Origin of the sequence: Pseudoxanthomonas sp. PXM04, from assembly GCF_014851695.1 — a bacterium.
Classification (GTDB): Bacteria; Pseudomonadota; Gammaproteobacteria; order Xanthomonadales; family Xanthomonadaceae; genus Pseudoxanthomonas_A; species Pseudoxanthomonas_A beigongshangi.
The window spans coordinates 246472-269505 of the sequence record NZ_JACVAG010000006.1; the positions used below are offsets into that span (position 1 = coordinate 246472).

Sequence of the window (23034 nt, forward strand, 5' to 3'; positions counted from 1 at the left end):
GGCCTTTTTTTTGCGGGCGTTACCGGAACTGAGGAACCGGACGCCTTGAAGAGGGCGCGGGAGGTTTCCTGGCGAAACGGAGCTTACCCAGGTTCTCGCCCACGAAATCGAAGCCGTCGATTCGTCCGGCCTTGTTCCTGACAAACTGGACGATCCCCATGTCGCCCATGAATCTGTCGATATGGGCCGGATGCGGCGCCAGCTCCGCGTCACCCCGGCGGAAGTGATGGATGTACAGCCTGCCGTCCTCGATATCGACCTTGTACAGCGTCGCCAGATCGTCGTTGGCATAGATGCCCGCATACGCGTCCAGATCTCCGGGTGCGAACGGCTCCACTCTTTGCCCTTCGGTCGAGCGGAACAGGAGCACGGGCTTGCCTTGCCTTGCCGAAAAGGAAATGGGCGCGCGATAGGCGGACACCCAGAACTCCGTGTCCGATTTCGCTTCGGTGGATACCTTCTCTTCGCCCAGGTACTGCGCCATCAGGCGTCCCTCCTCCAGGGTGATGGTGATCGCGTCGTCTTTCCAGCGATAGACACCCGCAAGGCCACGCAGCCGCGCCGGATCCGGTCGCACGGTCGGTGCTTCGCGCAATGCGTCGGCCTTGCCACAGGCGGGGGCGTTTGCCTCGTCCAGGAACAATGCCGCCACCTGCGGCACCCTCCTCGGATTCATGTCGTTGTCGCCAGCGTTGTTCAGGGCGACGATCGAAAGGTGCCGTGCGGGGTAGTGGCGGATGTTGGCGCGATAGCCTCCCCAGGCGCCGGTATGGAAGACGATGTCCAGGCCCCGGTCTTCGCCCAGCATCAGGCCGAAGCCATAGGGGACTTCTTCGCCGTCGGCCAGCGCCCCTGGCTCCACCATCCGCAGATAGGTCGGGTCCCGAGCGGCCAGCTTGCGGTCGAAATGGACCGCCCAGCGACCGAGATCGCGCAGGGTGGACAGCAGGTAGACACCACTGTCCTGCTGGAGGTCCCGGCGGAAGCCTTGTTCGCCTCGCGAATAGGGCATTGCTGCATCCTTGACGATGCTGGAATAGTCATCGACGAACCAGGTCGAATCCATTCCAGTCGGATGAAAGATGTTTTCCGTTGCCCATTGCGGAAAAGGCTTGCCGCCCACCTTGGCAACGATTTTCTGCAACAACAGGTACTCGGTATTGCTGTAGGCGTAGCGCGTGCCCGGCTTGAACGCCAGGTCTTTCTGCGCGATCGCCGTACGCATGCAGTCCTCTCCGGAGAAAGCGTCGTCCCACCGCCATCCGGCCGCGACCAGGACCGCGTAGCAGTCGCGAATGCCGCTGGTGTGATGCAGCAGCTGGCGAACGCTGACCGGACCTTCGTCGTATTCCGGCAATTCGGGCACATAGTTGCGCACGTCATCGTCCAGCGCGATCTTGCCTTGTTCGATCAGCATCGACACGGCCAGCCCGATGAACTGCTTGGACAATGAAGCGGTGTTGAAAGGCGTGGTCGGAGTAAACGGCGAGCCATATTCCACGCTGGCCAGTCCGTGGCTTTTCTCAAGGACCACCTTCCCGTCCTTGATGACCGCGATCGCGTACCCGGGTGAATCGCCTGCCGTGCTCCCGAAAATCGCATCGACCCGTTCGGCGAGGGAAGAGGCCTTTTCCGCGCCGTGGGCGCCAACGGCCACAAGCAGCAGGAACAGGAAGACGGGACGCATCGTTTTCATGGTCTGCAATCTCGCGGGTGGCCCCAGCCATGGATGCTCGATAGACCATCAGGGTTTAGACAAAGTCCGCATGACCGTTGCAGCTTGTTGCTCGAACCTGAACGCGCGGCCGGTGGGGGGGTGTTCTGCGACAAGCAGGCCTGAAATCTGAGAATCCGGAAGAGGCCATTCGGAAGCGCTTGTCCGCCCCTTGGATTTAAACCTGAGCAAGGCGAGACTGAGGTCCGCATTCGAGCTGTCCGAACGCCACTAAGATGTTATTCGTGTAACACGGTCACGTCTAACATTGAACGCTTCGATATCGTGGTGAATGGGTCTTAGGTGTGAGCCATAGCGTAGATAGCTGGTTACTTTGTAACGTGCTACGTGAAGCCATATCTTTTCTTCTTATTCTTGGGGCGGTATGGTTTGAAGCTGGTGTGCGGTGAGCTAGGTGACTGACCGAAGCGTGACCTCTTTCTATGGAAAGCGGTGAGGCGCTAAATCAAGCGGATACAGTCACCTGCGTATCCTTGGTTGATCGCGTGACTGCGCTCGGAATAGCAGACGGGGAAACGATGCTAGCCTGAAGATTGCTGCCTGATGGCTTGAGGTCTGAATTCAAAACAAGAAAGGACTCGAGGGGAATTGTGTGAGTAATAAAAAGTGGAAATCTGTTCTGTTGTTTGGGGTTCTATTCGCTGGCTCGGCTCTTGCTCAGACGGCTTCCATCACTCCCGAAGAAGAGCTGGGGAAGAAAGTTCGCGCTGCTGGCGAAGTACAGCCTCTAGGCGAATCGCCATTTGGTGAAAGTATCAATCTCTATGACGGGACGGTTTCCTTTAGGCAAGTAGATATTGAACAGCCAGGGCTGGGGCTGCCAATTCAATTGGCACGCACATACCGAACGGACGATTCGATGCGAGCATCGAAGTTCCTGGACTGGGAGCTGGAAGCTCCGCATATTGAAACGCTCTCGGCGAATGCGAATGGAACAGAGGATGGTGGGGGCCGTGGTTCTTCTTGAACGATGCCAGTCGATGCAGCAATTTCAGGCAAGCGCCCAGCATAGTTTTGTCCTCAGGTGGTTCGCCAGTTCCTATTTTTTACCTTCCAGGTCACTGGTGGAACGGTTATCAACTTGCGATCCCTGGTCTAGGTTCGCAGGATCTTCTGCTTAGAGACTCGTCGAACACCGCTTCTCCGCAAATGCCATCTGGTGGTGGAGGAGTGCGGAACTTTCATATCGTGACGAAGCAGAACTGGATGGTGAGCTGCTTGGCAAATACATCCAACGGCATGGCAGGAGAAGGGTTTCTCGTGGTTTCTCCTGACGGCATCAAATACTGGATGGATTGGCTTACGTATAAACCGTATCGGAAGGTTGGTTTTGCCCAGCCCGGATTCGGCGGAGTGGCTCGGCGTGTCGCGATGATGATGGTATCCCGCGTGGAGGACCGCTTCGGCAATAGCTTGTCTTACAGCTATGATGCCAATGGGGATCTTGCATCCATTCAGGCCAGTGACGGGCGCAAGCTGGTGCTTTCCTATGAACCATGGCAACCCTATGGCGTAAGCCAACCATCGACGCGTATTCGTACCGCAGTCCTTTCTGCTAATGACGCCCCTTCGCGCACTTGGACATATACCTATAGTTCGGCTCAAGACTCGCCGTCGAATCAGCGCCTTACCGCGGTCGTGCAACCTGATGGAAGCGCATGGTCTTTCAATCTTGGAGCTTTGCGCTTCACGGGGGGGGGGGCCGCGCCGATTATCAAGTATCGCAGTAGTGATGGATGTCTTTACGATATAGAAAATACGACGTCCTCCTTGCAGGGAAGTATCGTTCATCCATCCGGATTGGTGGGTGAGTTCAATCTGAAATTTGTCATGCGAGGAAGCTCCTATGTGCCATATCGGTGCAGCACGCTGTCCGGAGGGGCGCATAGTCTGGACATCGCAAATGCTCGTACCGTGGCGGCTGTGGATCAGATAAAGATCTCTGGCCCCGGAGTGGCGGCGCAGGTGCGGAGTTACAAGTACTCACCTGCCAACCAAAGTTGGGCCAAAGATTGTGTCTCGGGTTGCGCGACGAGTGTCTGGACGGAAGTGACCGATCCTTCCGGCAAGGTGGTGCGATACACATATAGCAATCGTTATGATGTGAGCGAAGGTCAACTCCTGCGCAAGGACTACTATTCGGGAGCTTCAGGGTCGGCAGTGGTGCGAGCTGAGGAATATGCTTATGCAGCTCCGACTGCAGGCCCTTGGCCATCTCGAATAGGCACTGTCCGGCAGCCGAACGTTAACAACGCTCAGCTGGAGCAGTTGGCGCCAACATCTAAGAGTGTAGTGGTACAAGACGGGGTAACGTTTGTCCGGGCTATTGGCGAGTTCGATTCCTTTGCTCGTCCAGTACGTATTACGCGGTCCAATTCACTCGGTAATAGCCGGGTCGATGCCAACGAGTACCATGACAATTCCACGCTATGGGTATTGGGGCAGACGGCCAAGGTGACCTGCGTGGCGCCGGCGGCCTGCACACCAAGCTGGGCGCCGACCGGCATCGTGGTGTCGGAGACCACGTATGACACGTTGGCCCGGCCGGTGACAGCGAAGGCCTACGGCAAGCTGCAGCAGACCTTGACCTACAACGCCGACGGCACCTTGAAGACGGCCAAGGACGGCAACAGCAACGTCACCACCTTTGGCAGTTGGAAGCGGGGCATTCCGCAGTCCATCACCTATGCCGACAGCACGACCCAGTCGGCGGTGGTGAACGACCACGGCTGGATTGACTCCGTCACCGACGAGAACGGCTACAAGACCTGCTACACCTTTGATGCGATGGGCCGGTTGGCGAGCCTCACCCCGCCGTCGGAGACTGCGGCCAATGCCTGCGACACGACCGAGGGGAACTGGAAGAAGACCCTGTTGAGCTTCCAGCCGGTGGCAGTGGCCGAGTACGGCATTCCGGCCGGGCACTGGCGGCAGACGGTGAGCACCGGGGCCGGCCAGAAGATTACCTATTTCGATGCCTTGTGGCGGCCGTTGGTGACCAAGGAGCTGGACGCCACCAACGGCACGACCGAGACCCTGACCAAGCGCTTCCAGCGCTTCACCTACGACGCCGACGGTCGGGTGACATTTGCCTCCTACCCGGGCACGACCGACGCGCTGGCCACCGGCACCTGGACCGAGTACGACGCGCTGGGCCGGGTGACGTCGGTGAGCCAGGACAGCGAGCTGGGGCTGCTGACCACCACCACCCAGTATCTCGGCGATGCGACCAGCGCGTATGTGCGCACGGTCAGTCCCCGCGGCGTGGTGACGGTGACCCGGCACCAGGCCTTCGACCAGCCCAGCTACGACACCCCGGTACTCATCGACCAGGGCCAGAACCTGGCCGAGCGGGTGGGCATCGACATCACCCGGGACGTGTTCGGCAAGGTGCTGTCCATCCGCAAGCGCAACGCGGCCGGGACGCTGGCCGTGACCCGCAGTTACGCCTACAACGCGAACCAGGAGCTGTGCCGTTCGGTGGAGCCGGAGACCGGGGCCACCTTGATGGGCTATGACGGGGCCGGGAACCTGGCCTGGAGCGCGGCGGGCCTGCCGGCGACCACGGCCTGCGAGGCCAACGGCACCAGCGCGGCGGTGCTGGCCCGCAAAGCCGCACGGACCTATGACGCCCGCAACCGGGTCAAGACGCTGGTGTTCCCGGACGGACGCGGCAACACGACCAACACCTACGCACCGGACGGCCTGCTGGCCAGCACGGCGGTGGACAACGACGGCACCAACGTGGTGACCACCACGTATGGCTACAACCGCCGCCGCCTGCCCATCAGCGAGCGGATGCAATGGGGCAGCATCGACTGGTCCATCGGTTACGCCTATACCGCGCTGGGGCATCTGGCCAGCCAGACCTACCCCAACACCGGCACGGTGGCCTTTGCCCCCAATGCGCTGGGCCAGCCGACCCAGGCCGGCACTTACGCCACCGGGGTGCAATACCACCCCAACGGGGGGATGAAGCAATTCACCTACGGCAACGGCATCGTCCACACGATGACCCAGAACGCACGCCAGTTGCCGGCGCGCAGCACTGACAGCAATGGCGTGCTGGACCTGGGCTATGCCTACGACAAGCATGCCAACGTCACCGGCATCACCGACTACACGACCGGGGCCCGCCAGAGCCGCGCGATGATTTACAACGGGCTGGACCAGTTGCTCCAGACCACCGGCGCCAGTTTCGGTGTGGCCAACTACAGTTACAACGTGCTGGACAACCTGACCACGCTGAAGGTGACCGGTGGCAGCCACGCCCGCGACCACACCTACCACTACGACGCCAGCAACCGGCTGACCAGCGTGACCAACACGGTGGGCGGGGCCACGGTAACGGGCTTGAGCTACGACGTGCAGGGCAACCTGGCCAACAAGAATGGTCAGGTATTCAACTTCGATTTCGGCAACCGGTTGCGCGGTGTGAACGGCGTGGCCAGCTATGTCTATGACGGCCATGGCCGACGGGTGCGGGACTACACCACGGCCAGCAAGTACAGCCTGTACAGCCAGAGTGGGCAACTGGTGTTTGACTCGGATGCCCGGGCGGGCAAGTCGAGCCAGTACGTGTACCTGGGCGGCAGCCTGGTGGCGGTGCGGGAAGTGGCCGGCAGCGTGACAACGGTGAAGTACCAGCACACCGATGCGCTGGGCACGCCCATCGCGGTGACGGATGCGGCCAAGGGTGTGCTGCAGCGGAGTGAGTACGAGCCTTACGGGCGCCTGGTCAACCGACCGCTGACGGACGGGCCGGGCTTCACCGGGCATGTGCAGGATGCGGCCACCGGGCTGACCTACATGCAGCAGCGCTACTATGACCCGCTCATCGGGCGATTCCTGTCGGTGGACCCGGTGACTCCTTACTCAGGAGGCATTGCCTCATTCAATCGTTACTGGTATGCCAGCGGGAATCCTTATCGTTATAAGGACCCCGATGGACGAAAAATTATGATAGTTAGCCAAGACGGAGTTTCCATGCAAGAGGCTTACACCTTTATGGCGCATCTTTCTACAACGTCAGAGGGTATGGATGCTATGCAGGCGCTTGAGCGACTTCCGTTTTACGTGTCTATAACATTCGGAGATGAATATGGGTTTAATCCAAACGAGGATGAAATATTTATCAATCCGAGAATGGGGATGGAGATAATAAGCACCGGAGAGGTGCAGCCGCCGTTAGTAAATGGGTTTCATGAAATAATTCATGCTGTGAAATTTTATCGTGATGGGCCGGTTAAGTGGAAAGAAGACATGATGAAGCCCGAAATCGGGAAGAGTCCGTCGGGGAGACCGGTGCTGGGGAATGCGCCTGAGGAGGTGAGGGCGACTAAACAAGAAAGCAAGGTCGCTGATGAATTAAAGGTGCCGTCGCGGCGAGTTTATCAAAACGCAGGTGAGCTAGTGCCATGCAAAACAATTTCAAAGTGCTGATAATTGCACTTACTGTATTTATTTGTGCGTGCCATGGGCAGGCTGAACAGCCAGGGCGTGCTGAATATAGGACTTCGCGCATGGAGAGTGCACTATCAAGTGCGACTTCAGTCGATATGTACTTCTATGAAGTAACTGATAATTACGTAAGAGATGTGGAATATATAAAGAAAAACGCATCTAGGCGGGTTTATCGAGCTTGTGGCTTAAACTGTTTGCGCACATTTGATGTGTTGGTTGAGCAGGCTAAGACGGCAGAGGATTTTGATTGCACCAAGGATGGATTTGATCTGGTTGTGTCGATAGGTAGATATAACGTTGCTTATGCGAACGCCAGCAGGGAGATTGTCATTGATGGGAAGTGCTATCTGAGTGGCGTTGGCGCATATGACATCATTAAGAACTCAAAAATAGTATTTCCATACTAAGTTCAGATGCTTATTCAGATCCGTTTCTTTCGCGAGGCTGTGGGTTGCGGAAAGGAAGATGCAAAGCCAGTCTGGCGAATAGCGGGCACTATGTGACGATGTGTCCCTGCTTTGTGTTTGGCGGACATTCAACTGTGCGGGATTAGTGCGCAGGAAGTCTGGAGCTATCTGACTCGTTCCCGTTCGCCGTACCAGCAATTACTGATAAGCCCTCGAGTTGAAGGAAGCCGCATTGTCCCAATGAGTCTCGGCTAAGAGGCGATACAGTTCAGCAATAACTTCCGCTCTGCGGGCATGGAGGCCTGCAAAACTAATCTGGTGTTCTTGCGCTACTAGGCGAAGCTCGTGTTCAAGTCTTGCCCGTGCGGCGCTCGCTTGTTGTTCTAAGTTCGCGCGATGGACGTCAAGTCGGGAAGTGAGGTAGTTGTTGAACACCGATTTTGTAACGTAGGCGGCTGCAGTGCCTAAGATGCCTATCACCGCAGTGTTACCCAGCACGACAGCAATGACTTCTATCGCGGTCATGATTCGCTCCAGTTGTCCCTACTTGATGCTACTTGGACTAGCCGCCGGGGCAAGTGGACTCCTGGGCTCGTGGAGTTGATTGGGGCCTGTGGCTCTCTGAGCCGCCCTGAAGCCGGCGTCTTCCCGCCCCGTACTCCAAACACGCGCTCACAAAAAAACCGCCTCGTGGGCGGCCTTGGCTAACGCTTTGATTCCTAAACCCTGCATGGTGGCTATGGGTGGACTCGAACCACCGACCCCAGCATTATGAGTGCTGTGCTCTAACCGGCTGAGCTACATAGCCGTGCAGGAACCGCACATTTTTCCGGTTCGGGGGGCGGCTGTCAATCCGGTCGGGCCGGCTTGTCGGCGCGGGCCGGCCGTGGCAGAGTCGGGGACAGTAGATTTCAGGAGTCCGCATCGTGATCGATCCGGACGGCTACCGACCCAACGTCGGCATAGTGTTGATGCGCCCGGATGGCCGGGTGTTCTGGGCGCGAAGGGTGCGCCGGGACGGCTGGCAGTTCCCGCAGGGCGGGATGAACACGGACGAGACGCCGGTCGAGGCCATGTACCGCGAGTTGCACGAAGAAACCGGCCTGTTGCCCGAACATGTTGAAGTGTTGGGGGCCACGCCCGGCTGGCTGCGCTATCGGCTGCCGCCCCGCGCCATCCGCCACCACGAACGCCAGGTCTGCATCGGCCAGAAGCAGGTCTGGTTCCTGCTGCGCCTGGTCGGCGACGAGGCGCACCTGCGCCTGGACGCCACCGACACCCCCGAGTTCGACCATTGGCGGTGGGTGGATTTCTGGTACCCCATCGAGCACGTGGTGATGTTCAAGCGCGGCGTTTACGCCCGCGCGCTGGGACATCTAGCGTCCTATGCCCGCAGCGTGGTCGGGACCCTGGCGCTGCCGCCACAGCGGTCGGAACGGTTGGGGGAAGGCCACAGCCGGCCGCGTCCACGAAGCCGGCCCAAGCGTAAACAGGGCCAGGGCGCCGGCGACGCCAAGAATTGACAATCATTCTCATTCGCGGTCAAATGTGCCTCGAGCCACCCCGGCCCGCACATTGACCTCGCCGCCGTGTACGTCTGCATCTGCAACGGAGTCACCGACCACCAGATCCGCGAAGCCGCCGCCAACGGCGTGCGCACGGTGGCCGAACTGACCATGCGGACCGGCTGCGGCGCCACCTGCGGCAGTTGCCTGGACATGGCCGGCGGCCTGCTGGATGCGCATCACGCCCGCGCCGAGCGCGAGTTCAAGCTTCCGATTCTCGGACTGTCACAGGCTGCCTGATCGCGGCGCTTTGCACGCCTTGCCGACCGGCAGCGCGTGCTTCCTCCCCACGAGATGAGCACGATTCGCGTTCCGTCATGGCGCGGAACGACGCGCTAGCATGCGCCCCGTCCAACACCCCACGGGAGCCACGCCATGAAGGGCGACGCCAAGGTCATCGAATTCCTCAACAAGGCGCTCTACAACGAGCTGACCGCGATCAACCAGTACTTCCTGCACGCCAAGATGCTGAAGAACTGGGGTCTGAAGGAACTGGCCGAACACGAGTACAAGGAATCCATCGACGAGATGAAGCACGCCGACAAACTGGCCGAGCGCATCCTGTTCCTGGACGGGCTGCCGAACTTCCAGGCGCTCGGCAAGCTGCGCATCGGCGAGAATCCGCGCGAATTGCTCGAATGCGATCTGGCGCTGGAGATGGAAGGCCTGCCGCTGCTGCGCGATGCGATCAAGTACTGCGAAGACCAGGGTGACTATGTCAGCCGACAGTTGTTCGCCGACATCCTGGATTCGGAAGAGGAACACGTCGACTGGCTGGAAACCCAGCTGTCGCTGATCGAGCGCATCGGCGAACCGAATTACCTGTTGACCATGCTCGAGGACTGAGCCGAGCCGGCAATCGGCGTCGGCGTCCTGCCCAACTGCTGGGTGGCGTAACCCAGCAGCGCCATGCGCGCACGCGCGTATTCGGCGATGACCAGCGCCACCGCCACCGCGGGGCGATCCAGCCGGGCCGCGCGCGCGCCCAGTTCGACCCGTTTGGCCGCCGCCGACAGCGCCATCGCACCGACGTTGGCGCTGGATGATTTCAGGGTGTGCGCGGCATCGCGCATCGCATCCAGATCCGGCGTCGCGGCCGCCTTCTCCAGCGCGGCGATCAGGCGCGGCGCATCCTCCAGGAACAGGCTGATGATGCGCACGGTTTCATCACCGGCGATCTCGCGCAGTTCCTCCAGCATGCTGTGGTCCAGCACCGGGAAGGTCGGCGTCGCCGCGCGCGCGGCGGCGTCGTTTGGCGGTGCCTGCTGTGCAACTGGCTCCGTGGCGCGCGGCGCGGCGATCGCGACATGCCCGGGCAGCCAGCGCTGCAGGCAGGCTTCCAGTTGTTCGCGGGTGACCGGCTTGGCCAGGTAGTCGTCCATGCCGGCATCCAGGCAGCGCTGGCGATCGCCGGCCATCGCGTTGGCGGTCATCGCCACGATCGGCAGCCGGCGCTGCGCGCCCAGTTCGTTCTCGTGCGTGCGCCAGCGGCGGGTGGCGCTGTAGCCGTCCAGCACCGGCATCTGGCAATCCATGAACACCAGATCGAAGGGCTCGATCATCATCCGCTGCAGCGCCAGTTCGCCGTTGGCTTCCGACTCGCTGCGGAAACCCAGCGCGGCCAGCAGTTTCTGCGCCACCAGCAGGTTGACCGGGTTGTCCTCGACCAGCAGCAGGCGCGCTTCGGCGGGTGGCGTCACGGTTTTTCCGGCCGCGTCCGTGTCCGTGCCGGCATCGGTGCCCGGATCCTGGTTCGCCGCGTCCGCGGAGGTTGCCACCGTATCGAACACCGGGGCGGGCGGCGTGTCCGTCGCGGTATCCACCGCTTCGAAAATGTCACCGATCACCACCGGCGGCAGCGCCGGCTCCGCGTCGGTGGCGGTATGTCCGGTCAAGGCCGCGCGCAGCGCCGAATCCGGCGCCTGGCGCGACAACAGAGTGCTGTCGCCGCGCAGTTCTTCCGGCACCGACTCATCGCCGTACAGCCAGATCAGGCGAACCGGCGCGGCGCCGGCCGGGCGCCGGGCGAGGGTGCGGTGCAGGGCGCGGGCGGTGCTGCGGATGCCGCCGGCATCGGCGACCACGGCGACGAAATCGTCACCGCGGTTTTCGCTGACGGTGCGCAGGCGTTCCAGTGCTTCCTGGGTGGTTTCCACCGCGTTGACCTGCATGCCCCAGTTGGTGAGCAGCAGGCCAAGCCGCTGGCGCAGGCGGCTGTCCGGGGACACCACCAGCACGCGGCCCTGATCGAAGGCGTGCGGATCGCGCATCTTCATGTCGCCGATGACCTTGGTCAGCGGCGCCTCGAACCAGAAGGTCGAACCACGGCCGGGTTCGGACACCAGATCGATGCGCCCGCCCATCAGTTCGACGATGCGCTTGCAGATGGCCAGGCCCAGGCCGGTCCCGCCATACAGTCGGGTGGTGGAGGCGTCGGCCTGGGTGAAGGAACGGAACAACCGCGCCTGCGCCTCGGCGGGGATGCCGATGCCGGTGTCGCGGACTTCGAAACGCAGCAGGTGCTGGGCCGAGGTTTCCCCCAGCCGGCGCACGGCCAGGGTGACGCCGCCGCGTTCGGTGAACTTGATTGCGTTGCCGATCAGGTTGCTCAGCACCTGCCGCAACCGCACCGGGTCGCCGCGCACCGGCAGGCGCACCGTCGGATCCAGTTGCAGGCTCAGGCGCAGGCCCTTGTTCTCGGCCGGACGCTGCATCAGCTGCAGCACGCCGTCGAGCAGTTCGCGCAGATTGAACGCGGTGATTTCCAGATCGAGCTTGTTCGCTTCCAGCTTGGAGTAGTCGAGGATGTCGTCGACGATGCGCAGCAACTGGTGCGAGGAGGCGCTGGCGGTGTTGAGCATCTCGCGGTGATCCGGTGCCAGCGGCGCGCGCGCCAGCATGTCCAGCATCGGCACGATGCCGTTGAGCGGGGTGCGGATCTCGTGGCTCATCGTGGCGAGGAATTCGCCCTTGGCCAGCACCGCCGACTCGGCCGCCTGCTTGGCCTGCAGCAGTTCCTGTTCCAACTGGTCGTGCCGTTGCAGGTCCCGGCGCAGGGCGTTGCGTTCGGATTCGGCGATGGCCGCGCGCGCTTCGGCGCCGGTCAGCTGGCGATGGGCGGTGCGCGCGTTGAAGGCGGCGAAACTGCCGCACAGCACAGCGACCGCGCCGGCGGCCAGCGCCGCCTGCCACCACGGGCCGGCGACGCCCGCGTAGGGAAGGACCAGGAACACGAGCGCGGCCACGCCCGCGAGCAGGGCCAGCCAGGGGGCGACCGGGGCGGGTCGCTGCGCGGGCATGCCTACAGCACCGCGTTGTGGAAATCGAAGCCGAGTTCGCTGCCGACGGCCTGCACCAGATTGCCCTGGATGAAGTCGACGCCGCCCATCCACATCGCGGCGGCCGCTTGCGGATCCTCGATCTGCTGGCCGATGACCTGCAGGCCGGCGCGATGCGCCTGGTCGATGATGCCGCGCAGCTCGTCGCGCAGCTTCGGATCGGTATGGGCGCCGGCATAGCGGCTGGCCACCCGCAGGTAGCCCAGCGGCAACTGGGTCAGCAACGCGTCGGCCTCGCGACCGGGTTCGAACTGGCTCAGGCAGAACTGCACGCCGCTGGGCATCAGCTGGTGGCAGAAATCGCGCAGGGTCACGGTGTGGATCAGCGCGTCGGCCATGCGCAGGTCGATGACCAGCGAGGTGCCTTCGATGCCGCGTTCGGCCAGGGTGTCCAGCAGCCACTGCGCGTGCGATTCGCGCGCCAGCGTGCGCGGTGACTGCGAAACGAACAGGCGCAGCGACGGTCCCTGCGACTGGCGCTCGGCCAGCACGTACAACGCGTGTTCCAGCACCCAGTGATCGATCTGGGCGATGCCGCCGGCCGATTCGGCCGCCGGGATCACCTGCGAGGCGGGCAGCAGCGAACCGTCGGGCTGGCGCATGCGCAGCAGCACCTGGTACTGCGCCTGATCGCTGCCGGCGACCGCGACGATCGGCTGGTAGGCCAGTTCGAAGCGGCCGTCCTCCAGCGAGATCTTCGGCGCATCCTCGGTGACCTGGGTCGGGGTGTAGCCGGCCAGGTTGTTGCCCTTCAGGCGTGCCTGCAGCACCGCGCGCTCGGTGGCCTCCAGCGCGCTGCCGGCGTCGGCGAAGCCGATCGACAGCGGCGTGTAGCCGATGGAACTGCGCAGGTTGAGGGTCTCGCCCGCGCCGATCGGGAACGGATTGAGGGTCAGCCCGTCGCGCAGGCGCGCGGCCTGCGTTTCCAGGGTGGATTCGTCCTGGCCGGCGGCCAGCGACAGGAAGCTGTTGTCGTTCAGCCGCGCGACCGGGTGGGGCGCGGCCACTTCGGCCAGGCGACGCCCGGCCTGGTTCATCAACTGCTCGAACGCCGCGTAGCCATAGCGCTCGCGCAGGCTCAGCGCGCTGCCCACTTCGATGAAGAACAGGCCGCCGCCGGAGGCCGATTGCACTGCCGTGCCCACCTGTTGCAGCAGGTAGGTGCGGGTCGGCAGGCCGGTCTCGGTGTTGATGGTGGCGCGCGCGAGGGATGGCGCGACGCGCTGGCGCGCGCGCTGGATGCGGTTGGCCACCGCCGCGATCAGGTGACGCGGCCGGATCGGCTTGTTGAGGAAATCGTCGGCGCCGCTTTCCAGCACTTCGAACTGGCGTTCCGGATCCGGGTCCCCGGTCAGGAACACGATCGGCAGGTGCAGGTACTCGGGCTGCTGGCGGATCAGCATCGTCAGGTTCATGCCGTCGCGACCGGGCATGTGCAGATCCATCAGCACCAGATCCGGCTTGAACCGCTCCATCGCATCGAGCACGCCGTCGGACTGCATCTGCACTTCGGCCTGCATGCCGGCGCCGTGCAGCACGCTCTGGGCGAACAGCGCCTGGCCGCGATCATCCTCGACGATGAGCACCCGGTAGGGGCTTTCCTGGGTGTCGCCGGTACGGCTGGAAGCCGCCGGTGCGGCACCGCCGGCATCGTTGCCCGGCACCGGCGGCACGTCGCCGGTCGCGGGCGGCGGAGAGGATGCGGTCATCGCGGACATACCTCCTTTCAGCGGCACCGGCGCGGGCGCGTCGGCCGTCCAGCGCCGCCAGTAGCCCGGCGGCGGGGTTTCGGCCCGCAGACGGGAGCGCGAAGGCTCATCCTGCCGGCGGGATGTGGCGTCAGTGGCAGACATCAGGCTTCCCCAAGCATGTGCCGCATTATGCGATGAAGTTCACGACCCGGCACAGGCGTTCCGGAGCATCCGGTTTTCCGCGTCAAGGGGTCGGCATTCGAGGATCAGACGTACCGAGCAGCCGTTTCAGGCCACGGCTGACGCGACGCCAGACCCACCACACCGCCAGCGCCAGCACGATCGATATGCCGACCACCAGGATCAGGGCGATCCAGGGATGGGCAAAGGCCAGCGCCAGGCCGCCCACCACCACCGCGTCCTCGGTGACCGAGGCGGCCCAGTTGCTGACCGGCTCGGGCGAGGTGTTCATCAGCGCGCGCGAACCGCTCTTCAGCACGTGGCTGGTCAGGGCGATGCCGGCGCCGGCGGCGAGCGCGCCACCGCCGAGCTGTCCGTCCGGCGAGAGCGTGGCGGCGGCCAGGAAGGCGCCCGCCGGCACCCGCGCCAGGGTCTGCAGCAGATCCCAGCCCGAGTCCACCCCCGGAATCTTGTCCGCGAAGAATTCGGCCAGCGCCAGCGCGCCCGAGGTGCCCAGCACCCACCAAGACTGCGTGACCTGCAGGGCCGGCGGCAGATCCAGCCAGCCCAGCGCGCCGGCCAGGCCGAGGCCGAACACCGTCAGGTAGACGCGGATCCCGGCCATCCATGCCAACAGGATCCCAATTACGAAAAGATGTGCTTCGGACATCCCGGCGGTTCCCAGTAGACTCGACGGCCCTGTCGATGGTCCCGAGTATAGGCCTCCTGTCTGGCTGCTGCCTGAGCGCGGCCAGGGATTCGCTCATGTCCAGATCCCCCTTCCCGCGCTACCAGATCGTCGAACAGCGGCCCTCGCGCCGCAGACTCTGGCTGGCCGTGGCGGGACTGGCCTGGGCGGGGACGCTGGCCGGGGTCTGGTGGCTGGCCAGCTACACCGCCGCGCCCCGGCTGGGGCAGGCGAAGCAGGCGCTGGACCAGGCCCGGGACCAGGTCCGCCGGCAGCGGGCCGAACTGCAGCAACTGAGCCAGCGCGAAACCACCCTGGGCGTTTCCGATCGCATCAGCCGCACCGCCAACCAGGAACTGCAAGCCTCGCTGGCCGAGCGTGACGAGGAAATCGCGGGACTGCGTGCGGACGTGGCGTTCTACGAGCGCCTGGTCGGGGCCACCGCCCCGCGCCGCGGCCTCAACGTGCACCTGGCCGAGTTCAGCCGCGCGCCGGGCGGCGCCTGGCAATACCAGATCACCCTGACCCAGACGCTCAACCGCGGCGCCATCAGCGAAGGCGCGATGCGCTTCGCGGTGGAGGGCGTGCGCGACGGGCAACTGGCGACGATCGGCTGGGACGAACTGCACCAGCAGTCCGGCGTGGCCGGGCAGGCCTACTCCTTCCGCTATTTCCAGCAGCTCGATGGCAGCGTGATGCTGCCCGGCGGCTTCACCCCGCAGCGGGTGAAGGTGCAACTCAGCGGCGGCGAGCGCGCGGTGGAGCAGGCGTTCGATTGGAAACTCGCGACCTCAGCCGGAGGAAAATGATCATGTTCAAGCACAAGCCCCAGCGCGATGGCCAGGCCATCGACACCCTCATCGGCCCGCAGGTCACCATCCAGGGCGATCTGATCTTCAGCGGCGGCCTGTACGTGGAAGGGCGGATCCAGGGCAAGGTGCTGGCCGCCGAAGGCGAGCGCGCGGTGCTGACGCTGGCCGAGCAGGGCAGCATCGAAGGCGAGGTGCGCGCGCCGGTGGTGATCATCAACGGCCAACTGGTCGGCAACGTGTACGCCGACGACCGGGTGGAACTGGCGTCCAAGGCGCGGGTGCACGGCAACATCCACTACCAGGTGGTGGAGATGAGCGCCGGCGCCCAGCTCACTGGCCGGCTGGTGCATGCCACGGCGCTCGCCAGCGCCGGCGAGACCGCCGAAAACCTGGTCCCCGCCCACGCCTGAACTGGTTCGCCGGCATTCAGAGCCCCCTCCGGCGGGCCGCGCTATGCTCGGCCCATGAGTGAGACTCCTCTTCCTTCACCGCCCCCGCCGGCCAGCGGGCGGCTCTGGTTCTACGCGGCCGTCGCCTTGCTGGCGCTGCTGGTCGCCTTCGGCGGCTGGGGTCTGTGGCAGGTCCTGGCCGGCGGCGGACAGGCGCCCAGCGCGCATCAGTTCCAGGCCCAGAAAAAACAGGTCGAGCAACTGGAGCAGCGGGTCGCCACGCTGTCGCGCTCGGACCAGATCAGCCGCGACGCCAACCGCGACCTGCAGACCGCGCTGGCCGAGCGCGACGAGGAAATCGCCGGCCTGCGCGCCGACGTGGCCTTCTACGAGCGCTTCGTCGGCGCCACCGGCCAGCGTCGCGGCTTGGCCGTGCACGAACTCAAGCTGCAGCCGCAGACCGACCAGGCCTGGCATTTCACCGCCACCCTGACCCAGAACCTCAACCGCGGCGCGGTCAATGCCGGCCGGCTGCTGGTGTCGGTGGAAGGCACCCGCGCCGGCAAGCTGCAGCGGCTGGCGTGGTCGGACCTGCGCCAGCAGGCCGATGCGCCGGGCCTGCCGTATTCGTTCAAGTATTTCCAGCAGGTCGAGGGCGACCTGGTCCTGCCCGCCGATTTCGAGCCGGTCCGGGTGACCGCGCGGCTGGTGCCGCAGAACGGCGCTGCGGTGGAACAATCGTTCACCTGGGCCGCCGCCAGCGGCCGCGAGGGCACTGGTGCTTCCGGCTTGAAGTGAGTCCCCCCAACCCCCATCCTGATCGCCATGGACAACCTCGTTTCCCTGCCCTCGGCGGCGCCGGACTACCAGTCACTCGAGCGCCCGCTGAACTTCAGCCACGCCGCGGCCGCCAAGGTCCGCGAGCTCATCGATGAGGAAGGCAACGCCGGACTGGCGCTGCGCGTCTACATCCAGGGCGGTGGCTGCTCCGGCTTCCAGTACGGTTTCGAGTTCGACGAGAACCGCGCCGAGGACGATCTGGCGGTGGACACCGACGGCGTGACCCTGCTGGTGGATCCGCTGAGCCTGCAATACCTGATGGGCGCCGAGGTGGACTACAGCGAGAGCCTGCAGGGCGCGCAGTTCGTCATCCGCAATCCCAACGCCAAGACCACCTGCGGCTGCGGCAGCAGTTTCAGCATGTGACACCCGCTCACCCCGTGGGCACCGATTCCAGCACCGCCTCCGCGTTGACCGGTTTCGCCTTCGCGGGCGAGCCGCTGGATCGCGCCGACAAGCTGCGCGACGACCCCGACACCCTGTTCCGCCTGTGGCCCGGCGCGCGCGTGATCGTGCTGACCCGCGAGGGTGAAGCGTTCGCCGATACGGCCGGACAACTGGCGGCGCCTACCGGCGAAGCGCTCGGCGGCGGTCCCGGCACGGCGATCTTCCTTGGCCTGCGCGGCGAGACCGCGTGGTTCGCGGTCGAGGCGGACAGCGTGCCGTTCGAAGCCGCGCAACGCGTGGATCTGCGCCGCGCGGCGGCGGTCTGGCCGGCGTTCGAGGCTGGCGTGTTCGCGCTGGCGCGGGCGATGTTCTATTGGCGTTCGCGCAACCGCTTCTGCGGCCTGTGCGGCGGCGAGGTGGAGTTCCGCCGCGCCGGTTACCAGGGCCGTTGCCTGCAATGCGACGCGGACCATTACCCGCGCGTGGACCCGGCGGTGATCGTCGCGGTCAGCGATGGCGAACGCCTGCTGCTGGGCCGCCAATCGTCCTGGCCGGCGCGCCGCTATTCGGTGATCGCCGGTTTCGTCGAACCCGGTGAAACCCTGGAACAGACGGTGGCGCGCGAAGTGCTGGAGGAAACCGGCGTGCGCGTGCGCGGCTGCCGCTACCTGGGCGCGCAGCCGTGGCCGTTCCCCGGCGCGCTGATGCTGGGCTTCGCCGCCGACGCCGAGCCGGACGTGCCGCGGGTGGACGACGAACTGGAAGACGCGCGCTGGTTCACCTTCGATGAAATCGACGCGGCCCGCGAACGCCGCGAGGGCGACGGCGACGAAGGCCTGCTGCTGTCGCCGCGGATTTCCATCGCACGCTCGCTGATCGATCACTGGCATGCCGGGATGCTCGCGCGGCGACGCTCCTGAGCGGCTGTCGTGGATCCTCCAGCCGCGATCGCTTCTCAACAGCCGAATGGCTGGTCAAGGGGGGCATCACAAGTGCTACCACCCTACGGAAACCCGCTTTTTCCTCCCCCTTGACCAGCCATTCGGCTGTTGAAAGCGAAAAGGGGGACCGAGGGGGATTTGTTCCAGGCGCAGCCGGGCGCGCCCCCAGACCCGACATTAACGAAGCGGCAGGCTAGAATCCGGGGGAAGGAGGAACCGAATGTCCATCACCCTGGTCGCCGTGGTCGTCGCGCTGGTACTCGGGCACGTCGCGCCGTCACTGGTCACGTCGGTCCGTCAGTTCCATTGGTACGGACACTGGCTGCGCTGGCTCGACGAACGCTTCCCCGGAGACGGTTTCTGGCGCGGGCGCTACGGCATTGCGCTGGCGCTGGTGCCGCCGCTGCTGCTGGTCGGGTTGTTCCAGTGGGTGTTGCACGAGCCGCTGTTGGGCCTGGTCGGGCTGTTGTTCTCTGTGCTGGTGCTGGTCTACGCGTGGGGTCCGCGCGATCTCGACGTGGACGTGGAAGCGATCATCGATGCGCACGAGCCGGCCGCGCGGCGCGAGGCGATTGCCCGCCTGTGGCCGGATGGCGAGACCGTGGCCGCCGATGGCCCGGCCTTGGTGGAAGCCGTGTTCCGCAACGCGCTGCGGCGCTGGTTCGGCGTGCTGTTCTGGTTCCTGTTGCTCGGGCCGATCGGCGCGCTGCTGTACCGGCTGGTCGCACTGACCGCCGAAGGCGAGTTCCAGCGCGCGCTGCCGCACGACACCCGCGAGGGCGCGCGCGCGCTGCTGTCCGTGCTGGAATGGCCGGTCGCCCAGCTGATGACCCTGGCGATGGCCCTGGTCGGCAACTTCGATACCGTCTTCCAGGCCTGGCGCGAGGCGCACGGCAACAGCCTGCAATTGCGGACCGGATTCCTCGGCCACGCCGCGCGCGCGAGCGTGCGCAGCGAACTGGCGGAAGAGGCCGAGGATTACGCGGAGGAAGGCATGGTCCAGGCCATGCGCGAACTGCCCGAACTGCGCGACGCCATGAGCCTGGTCTGGCGCATCCTGCTGGTCTGGATGGCGGTGCTCGCCGTATTCGTCATCGGCGGCTGGGTCAGCTAAATCCGTAGGAGCGACGTCAGTCGCGACCGTGATCCCGACCGAAAGATCGGTCGGAAAAACAATCATGTGGGAGCGACGTAAGTCGCGATATCCCGACGATATCGGAATGACAAGACAGCGCGTGATTTTGCCAAGGGGGAAGTAGGCAGCGGTACTTCAAGGTTCGAAGCTTCGCGACTTACGTCGCTCCCACAAGGGGGGATTGGATCAACCCGGGGCCAGCAGGGTGAAGGGATACCAAGGCAAATTGCGGGCTATCCGCGCCACCTGAAAGGGTGGGCGCCGAAATCGGGGAACGCGCCGCAGCGCGTCCATGCCCATCCGCCAAAGCGGCTTTGGATCAACCCGGGGCCAGCAGGGTGAAGGGATACCAAGGCAAATTGCGGGCTATCCGCGCCACCTGAAAGGGTGGGCGCCGAAATCGGGGAACGCGCCGCAGCGCGTCCATGTCCATCCGCCAAAGCGGCTTTGGATCAACCCGGGGCCAGCAGGGTGAAGGGATACCAAGGCAAATTGCGGGCTATCCAATACGTTGGCAACACCACCAGCCAAAGTTTCGGTTCCATGATCACGCGCATCAGCGGTTCCAGCGCGCGTGGCCGCCAGCCCTGCGAATGGGCCACCAGCAGCGGCACCATCGGCAGCACCAGCATCGCCAGCGGGTTCATGCCGAAGGCGCGGACGATGTCGCCGTGCACCAGCGCGTGCAGTGCGCGGGTCAGGCCGCAGCCGATGCAGTAGAAGCCGGTCAGCTCGCGGAAGATGCAGGGCAGGAACGGATTGCCCTCGACGTTCGGATCGAAATGCAGCAGCAGCCAGACGCCGGCGGGGATCAGCAGCGCGATCCCCGCCAGCGCGGTCCATTGCAGCGGTTTCAGGGCAATGGACACCGGAACTTACTGCTGCTGCTGGATCTGTTCCATCATCTGCATGTACTGCGCCATGCCACCGGTGGCCAGGACGTAGATGTTGAGCAGCAGGCCGATGATCGCCAGCGCGGTGGCGACCCAGCACCAGGTCTTGGCGTTGTTGGAAGCGCGGCGCGCGCCTTCCAGGTCGCCCTGGTTCAACTTGCTGTTGACCTGGCTGGAGAACACGATGGCGACGATGCCGACCAGGCCCAGCGGGCAGCACAGGCAGGTCGCCAGCACGGTCGAGATGATCGACCAGGCCAGATGGTTGGGGATGTTGGCGGGAGCCTGTTGCGGCAACGGGGGAACGGCACTCATCGGAGTCTCCTTGCAGTGATGAAGCGGGGTGGTCGGACCCTAGTCTAACGTCTGTACCCGCGATTCGTATGCGCGCCGTGAAGGTTCGATGGGGTCAGGCGTCGTCGCCACGCAGTCCGCGCACGATCGCCTCCAGGCTCTCGGCGGTCGCGGTCGTCCCGTCCACCGGCGGCGCGGCCACCACCTCCACGTGGGCACGGAAACGGCGCGGTACCCGCATCCGGCCCAGCCGGCTGTCGCGGCGGCTCCACATGCTGCTCCACATGCCCTTCAGCGCCATCGGCACCACCGGCACCGGCCGCCGTTCCAGGATCTTCTCCACCCCCGACTTGAACGGCGCGATGCCGCCGTCGCGGGTCAGCGCGCCCTCCGGGAAGATGCCGACGATCTCGCCGTCGGCCAGGGCCTGGTCGATTTCCTCGAATGCGCGCCGCATCAGTTCCGGATCCTCCTTGGCCCCGGCGATCGGGATGGCCTTGGCGGTGCGGAAGATCCAGCTCATCACCGGGATGTTGAAGATCTTGTAGTACATGACGAAGCGCACCGGCCGCGGGATGCTGGCCGCCAGCAGCAGCGCATCCATGTAGCTGACGTGGTTGCAGACCAGCAGTGCCGGGCCTTCGTCGGGCACGTGCTTCTCGATGCCGTGCAGGCGCAGCCGGTACAGGAAGCGCACCAGCACCCAGCTCAGGAAGCGCATCAGGAATTCGGGCACCAGGGTGAAGATCCAGATCGCCACCACGGCGTTGGCAATGGCCAGCACCAGGAACAGCTGCGGGATGGTCAGCCCCGGCAGCGGGATGCGGAATCCGCCCAGCGCCAGTTCCTTCATCTGCAGGGCGATGCCCAGCACCGCCGCCAGCACGATGTAACCGGCGTTCTGGATGTTCATGCCGGCGATGACCCGGGCCAGTTCCTGCTTCGGCGTGCGGCTCTGGATCAGCGCGAACAGCGGCACCACGAAGAAGCCGGTGAACAGGCCGATGCCGATCAGGTCGATGACGATGCGCCAGCTGCCGGGCTGCTGCAGGAATGCCGATACCGACAAACCGGCGACCGGCGCCACGCCGCTGCGGGCGAAGTACAGATCCAGCAGGAACGCGCTCATGCCGAACGCGCCCAGCGGCACCAGGCCGATTTCCACGGTGCGTGCGGAAAGGCGTTCGCACAACAGCGAACCCACGCCGGTGCCGATCGAGAACAGCGCCAACGGGAACACGTACCAGGTGCCGATGCCCAGGTTCAGATCGGCGTAGGTGGGGATGTTGCCGGTCAGCACGGTGCCGAAGAACCAGAACCAGGACACGCCCAGCACCGAGTTGCGCACCGCGACCTGCTTCTTGGCCAGGCGCAGCACCGTGCGCGATTCGGTCAGCGGGTTCCAGTTGATCTTCAGTTCCGGCGCCCCCGCGTCGGCGCGCGGAATCAGCCGGCTGACCAGGTTGCCGGTGATGGCAAGCAGGATGATGGCGATCGCGGCCACGGTCGGGCCATGGCTGCCGGCCAGGTTGAAGATCAGGCCGCCGAAGATCATGCCGATCAGGATCGACAGCGAGGTGCCCATCTCGACCAGACCGTTGCCGCCGGTCAGTTCCTCGGGTTTGAGCACCGAGGGCAGGATGGAGTACTTGACCGGGCCGAACAGGGTCGATTGCAGGCCGGTGCAGAACAGCGCGGTCAACAGGACGATCAGATCCTGGGTGAGGAAGCCGATTGCGGCCAGCGACATGATCACGATTTCCATCGTCGTCGTGATCCGGATCAGCTTCGATTTCTCCAGCTTCTCCGCGATCTGGCCGGCGGTGGCCGAGAACAGGAAGTAGGGCAGGATGAAGATGGCCGGCGCCAGGTTGGTGTACAGCGTCTTGTCCTGCGCACTGACGCTCATGAAACCCAGCAGGCCGATGATCGCCTGGCGGTAGACGTTGTCGTTGAACGCGCCCAGCGACTGGACCAGGAAGAACGGCAGAAAGCGCCGCTGTTTCAACAAGACGAACTGGCTGTGGCTGGACATGCGCCCTCCGTGGGTTGCGCGCAGCCTAGCAGAACGATGGGGGCATCCGGTTTACCGGGGGCGGCTTTCCGAGGGACTTGGGAGAGGTGCTTTCAGACACCCCGCGCAAACCCCCCGTCACCCGCTGCGCGGGTGCCCGCCCCTTTTTCGCTTTCAACAGCCGAATGGCTGGTCAAGGGGGCTGTCCAAGGCCGCGGTAGGTGGTGACATTGAAACCGCTCGCCATCTCCGATGGGAAACC

Annotated in this window: 19 protein-coding genes, 1 tRNA gene and 1 pseudogene; 12 read left to right on the forward strand and 9 right to left on the reverse strand. The window is 64.3% G+C overall.

Annotation, left to right across the window (positions count from 1 at the left end; translation table 11 throughout):
* Positions 1 to 19: 19 nt before the first annotated feature.
* Positions 20 to 1696 (reverse strand): serine hydrolase domain-containing protein, encoded by a 1677-nt coding sequence (locus tag IB228_RS15765; protein ID WP_192199146.1) that lies wholly within the window; start codon positions 1694 to 1696, stop codon positions 20 to 22.
* 631 nt (positions 1697 to 2327) lie between these two features.
* Between IB228_RS15765 and IB228_RS15770 the strand changes: the two genes are divergently transcribed.
* The 3 genes from IB228_RS15770 to IB228_RS15780 all read left to right on the forward strand — a co-directional run bounded on the left by IB228_RS15770 (position 2328) and on the right by IB228_RS15780 (position 7605).
* Positions 2328 to 2702, forward strand: coding sequence for a hypothetical protein (locus tag IB228_RS15770; protein WP_192199147.1), 375 nt, complete (start codon positions 2328 to 2330; stop codon positions 2700 to 2702).
* A gap of 221 nt (positions 2703 to 2923) precedes the next feature.
* On the forward strand, positions 2924 to 7177 hold the full coding sequence (locus tag IB228_RS20090; protein ID WP_192199148.1) for an RHS repeat-associated core domain-containing protein: 4254 nt from the start codon (positions 2924 to 2926) through the stop codon (positions 7175 to 7177).
* Positions 7153 to 7605 carry a hypothetical protein gene (locus IB228_RS15780; RefSeq protein ID WP_192199149.1) on the forward strand — a complete coding sequence of 151 codons (453 nt, stop codon included), beginning with the start codon at positions 7153 to 7155 and terminating at the stop codon, positions 7603 to 7605. Before IB228_RS20090 ends, IB228_RS15780 begins: the two co-directional genes overlap by 25 nt.
* Positions 7606 to 7803: 198 nt before the next feature.
* On the opposite strand, the gene IB228_RS15785 is transcribed toward IB228_RS15780, so the two are convergent.
* The gene (locus IB228_RS15785; RefSeq protein WP_183640921.1) at positions 7804 to 8130 is read right to left on the reverse strand and encodes a hypothetical protein; all 327 of its coding nucleotides are present in this window, start codon (positions 8128 to 8130) and stop codon (positions 7804 to 7806) included.
* A gap of 206 nt (positions 8131 to 8336) precedes the next feature.
* A tRNA-Met gene (locus IB228_RS15790) sits at positions 8337 to 8413 on the reverse strand.
* Between the two features lie 118 nt (positions 8414 to 8531).
* On the opposite strand from IB228_RS15790, the pseudogene IB228_RS15795 reads away from it, so the two are divergent.
* From IB228_RS15795 to bfr, 3 genes and pseudogenes are all read left to right on the forward strand, one after another.
* Positions 8532 to 8987 (forward strand): annotated as a pseudogene (locus IB228_RS15795) (RNA pyrophosphohydrolase); the annotation flags it as partial.
* Between the two features lie 207 nt (positions 8988 to 9194).
* Positions 9195 to 9410: a (2Fe-2S)-binding protein gene (locus tag IB228_RS15800; protein ID WP_141454229.1), complete on the forward strand. Its 216-nt coding sequence runs from the start codon at positions 9195 to 9197 to the stop codon at positions 9408 to 9410.
* A gap of 135 nt (positions 9411 to 9545) precedes the next feature.
* The gene (gene bfr / locus IB228_RS15805) at positions 9546 to 10016 is read left to right on the forward strand and encodes a bacterioferritin (RefSeq protein WP_183640925.1); all 471 of its coding nucleotides are present in this window, start codon (positions 9546 to 9548) and stop codon (positions 10014 to 10016) included.
* Here bfr and IB228_RS15810 read toward each other — a convergent pair.
* The 3 genes from IB228_RS15810 to IB228_RS15820 form a co-directional block, all read right to left on the reverse strand.
* On the reverse strand, positions 9989 to 12469 hold the full coding sequence (locus IB228_RS15810; RefSeq protein ID WP_192199150.1) for an ATP-binding protein: 2481 nt from the start codon (positions 12467 to 12469) through the stop codon (positions 9989 to 9991). The genes bfr and IB228_RS15810 overlap by 28 nt on opposite strands.
* Before the next feature lie 2 nt (positions 12470 to 12471).
* Entirely contained in the window at positions 12472 to 14361 is a 1890-nt protein-coding gene (locus IB228_RS15815) for an EAL domain-containing response regulator (RefSeq protein ID WP_192199151.1), read from the reverse strand.
* An 82-nt stretch (positions 14362 to 14443) separates the two neighbouring features.
* The gene (locus tag IB228_RS15820; protein ID WP_183640932.1) at positions 14444 to 15049 is read right to left on the reverse strand and encodes a DUF4126 domain-containing protein; all 606 of its coding nucleotides are present in this window, start codon (positions 15047 to 15049) and stop codon (positions 14444 to 14446) included.
* Positions 15050 to 15144: 95 nt separating this feature from the next.
* Between IB228_RS15820 and IB228_RS15825 the strand changes: the two genes are divergently transcribed.
* The 6 genes from IB228_RS15825 to IB228_RS15850 all read left to right on the forward strand — a co-directional run bounded on the left by IB228_RS15825 (position 15145) and on the right by IB228_RS15850 (position 19550).
* Positions 15145 to 15876 carry a DUF6776 family protein gene (locus IB228_RS15825; RefSeq protein WP_192199152.1) on the forward strand — a complete coding sequence of 244 codons (732 nt, stop codon included), beginning with the start codon at positions 15145 to 15147 and terminating at the stop codon, positions 15874 to 15876.
* 2 nt (positions 15877 to 15878) lie between these two features.
* Complete coding sequence (locus IB228_RS15830; protein WP_183640936.1) at positions 15879 to 16289, forward strand: polymer-forming cytoskeletal protein; 411 nt, start codon at positions 15879 to 15881, stop codon at positions 16287 to 16289.
* Positions 16290 to 16343: 54 nt separating this feature from the next.
* The gene (locus tag IB228_RS15835; protein ID WP_183640938.1) at positions 16344 to 17066 is read left to right on the forward strand and encodes a DUF6776 family protein; all 723 of its coding nucleotides are present in this window, start codon (positions 16344 to 16346) and stop codon (positions 17064 to 17066) included.
* Between the two features lie 27 nt (positions 17067 to 17093).
* Positions 17094 to 17474: an iron-sulfur cluster insertion protein ErpA gene (gene erpA / locus IB228_RS15840; RefSeq protein ID WP_141454222.1), complete on the forward strand. Its 381-nt coding sequence runs from the start codon at positions 17094 to 17096 to the stop codon at positions 17472 to 17474.
* A 14-nt stretch (positions 17475 to 17488) separates the two neighbouring features.
* Positions 17489 to 18415 carry an NAD(+) diphosphatase gene (gene nudC / locus IB228_RS15845; RefSeq protein WP_183640940.1) on the forward strand — a complete coding sequence of 309 codons (927 nt, stop codon included), beginning with the start codon at positions 17489 to 17491 and terminating at the stop codon, positions 18413 to 18415.
* Between the two features lie 241 nt (positions 18416 to 18656).
* The gene (locus tag IB228_RS15850) at positions 18657 to 19550 is read left to right on the forward strand and encodes a cobalamin biosynthesis protein (protein WP_183640943.1); all 894 of its coding nucleotides are present in this window, start codon (positions 18657 to 18659) and stop codon (positions 19548 to 19550) included.
* Between the two features lie 473 nt (positions 19551 to 20023).
* On the opposite strand, the gene IB228_RS15855 is transcribed toward IB228_RS15850, so the two are convergent.
* From IB228_RS15855 to IB228_RS15865, 3 genes are all read right to left on the reverse strand, one after another.
* Complete coding sequence (locus tag IB228_RS15855) at positions 20024 to 20434, reverse strand: DUF2752 domain-containing protein (RefSeq protein WP_183641417.1); 411 nt, start codon at positions 20432 to 20434, stop codon at positions 20024 to 20026.
* Positions 20435 to 20446: 12 nt separating this feature from the next.
* On the reverse strand, positions 20447 to 20779 hold the full coding sequence (locus tag IB228_RS15860) for a CD225/dispanin family protein (RefSeq protein ID WP_183640945.1): 333 nt from the start codon (positions 20777 to 20779) through the stop codon (positions 20447 to 20449).
* A gap of 94 nt (positions 20780 to 20873) precedes the next feature.
* A complete protein-coding gene (locus IB228_RS15865; protein WP_192199153.1) occupies positions 20874 to 22793 on the reverse strand; it encodes an MFS transporter in 1920 nt (639 codons plus the stop codon).
* Between the last annotated feature and the right edge of the window lie 241 nt (positions 22794 to 23034).

Bases quoted from the DNA above. Each gene is read 5' to 3' on its own strand.
- IB228_RS15765 (WP_192199146.1), bottom strand. From the start codon at position 1,696: ATGAAAACGATGCGTCCCGTCTTCCTGTTCCTGCTGCTTGTGGCCGTT.
- IB228_RS15780 (WP_192199149.1), top strand. From the start codon at position 7,153: ATGCAAAACAATTTCAAAGTGCTGATAATTGCACTTACTGTATTTATT.
- IB228_RS15785 (WP_183640921.1), bottom strand. From the start codon at position 8,130: ATGACCGCGATAGAAGTCATTGCTGTCGTGCTGGGTAACACTGCGGTG.
- bfr (WP_183640925.1), top strand. From the start codon at position 9,546: ATGAAGGGCGACGCCAAGGTCATCGAATTCCTCAACAAGGCGCTCTAC.
- IB228_RS15810 (WP_192199150.1), bottom strand. From the start codon at position 12,469: ATGCCCGCGCAGCGACCCGCCCCGGTCGCCCCCTGGCTGGCCCTGCTC.
- IB228_RS15815 (WP_192199151.1), bottom strand. From the start codon at position 14,361: ATGTCTGCCACTGACGCCACATCCCGCCGGCAGGATGAGCCTTCGCGC.
- IB228_RS15820 (WP_183640932.1), bottom strand. From the start codon at position 15,049: ATGTCCGAAGCACATCTTTTCGTAATTGGGATCCTGTTGGCATGGATG.
- IB228_RS15825 (WP_192199152.1), top strand. From the start codon at position 15,145: ATGTCCAGATCCCCCTTCCCGCGCTACCAGATCGTCGAACAGCGGCCC.
- IB228_RS15830 (WP_183640936.1), top strand. From the start codon at position 15,879: ATGTTCAAGCACAAGCCCCAGCGCGATGGCCAGGCCATCGACACCCTC.
- IB228_RS15835 (WP_183640938.1), top strand. From the start codon at position 16,344: ATGAGTGAGACTCCTCTTCCTTCACCGCCCCCGCCGGCCAGCGGGCGG.
- erpA (WP_141454222.1), top strand. From the start codon at position 17,094: ATGGACAACCTCGTTTCCCTGCCCTCGGCGGCGCCGGACTACCAGTCA.
- IB228_RS15850 (WP_183640943.1), top strand. From the start codon at position 18,657: ATGTCCATCACCCTGGTCGCCGTGGTCGTCGCGCTGGTACTCGGGCAC.
- IB228_RS15860 (WP_183640945.1), bottom strand. From the start codon at position 20,779: ATGAGTGCCGTTCCCCCGTTGCCGCAACAGGCTCCCGCCAACATCCCC.
- IB228_RS15865 (WP_192199153.1), bottom strand. From the start codon at position 22,793: ATGTCCAGCCACAGCCAGTTCGTCTTGTTGAAACAGCGGCGCTTTCTG.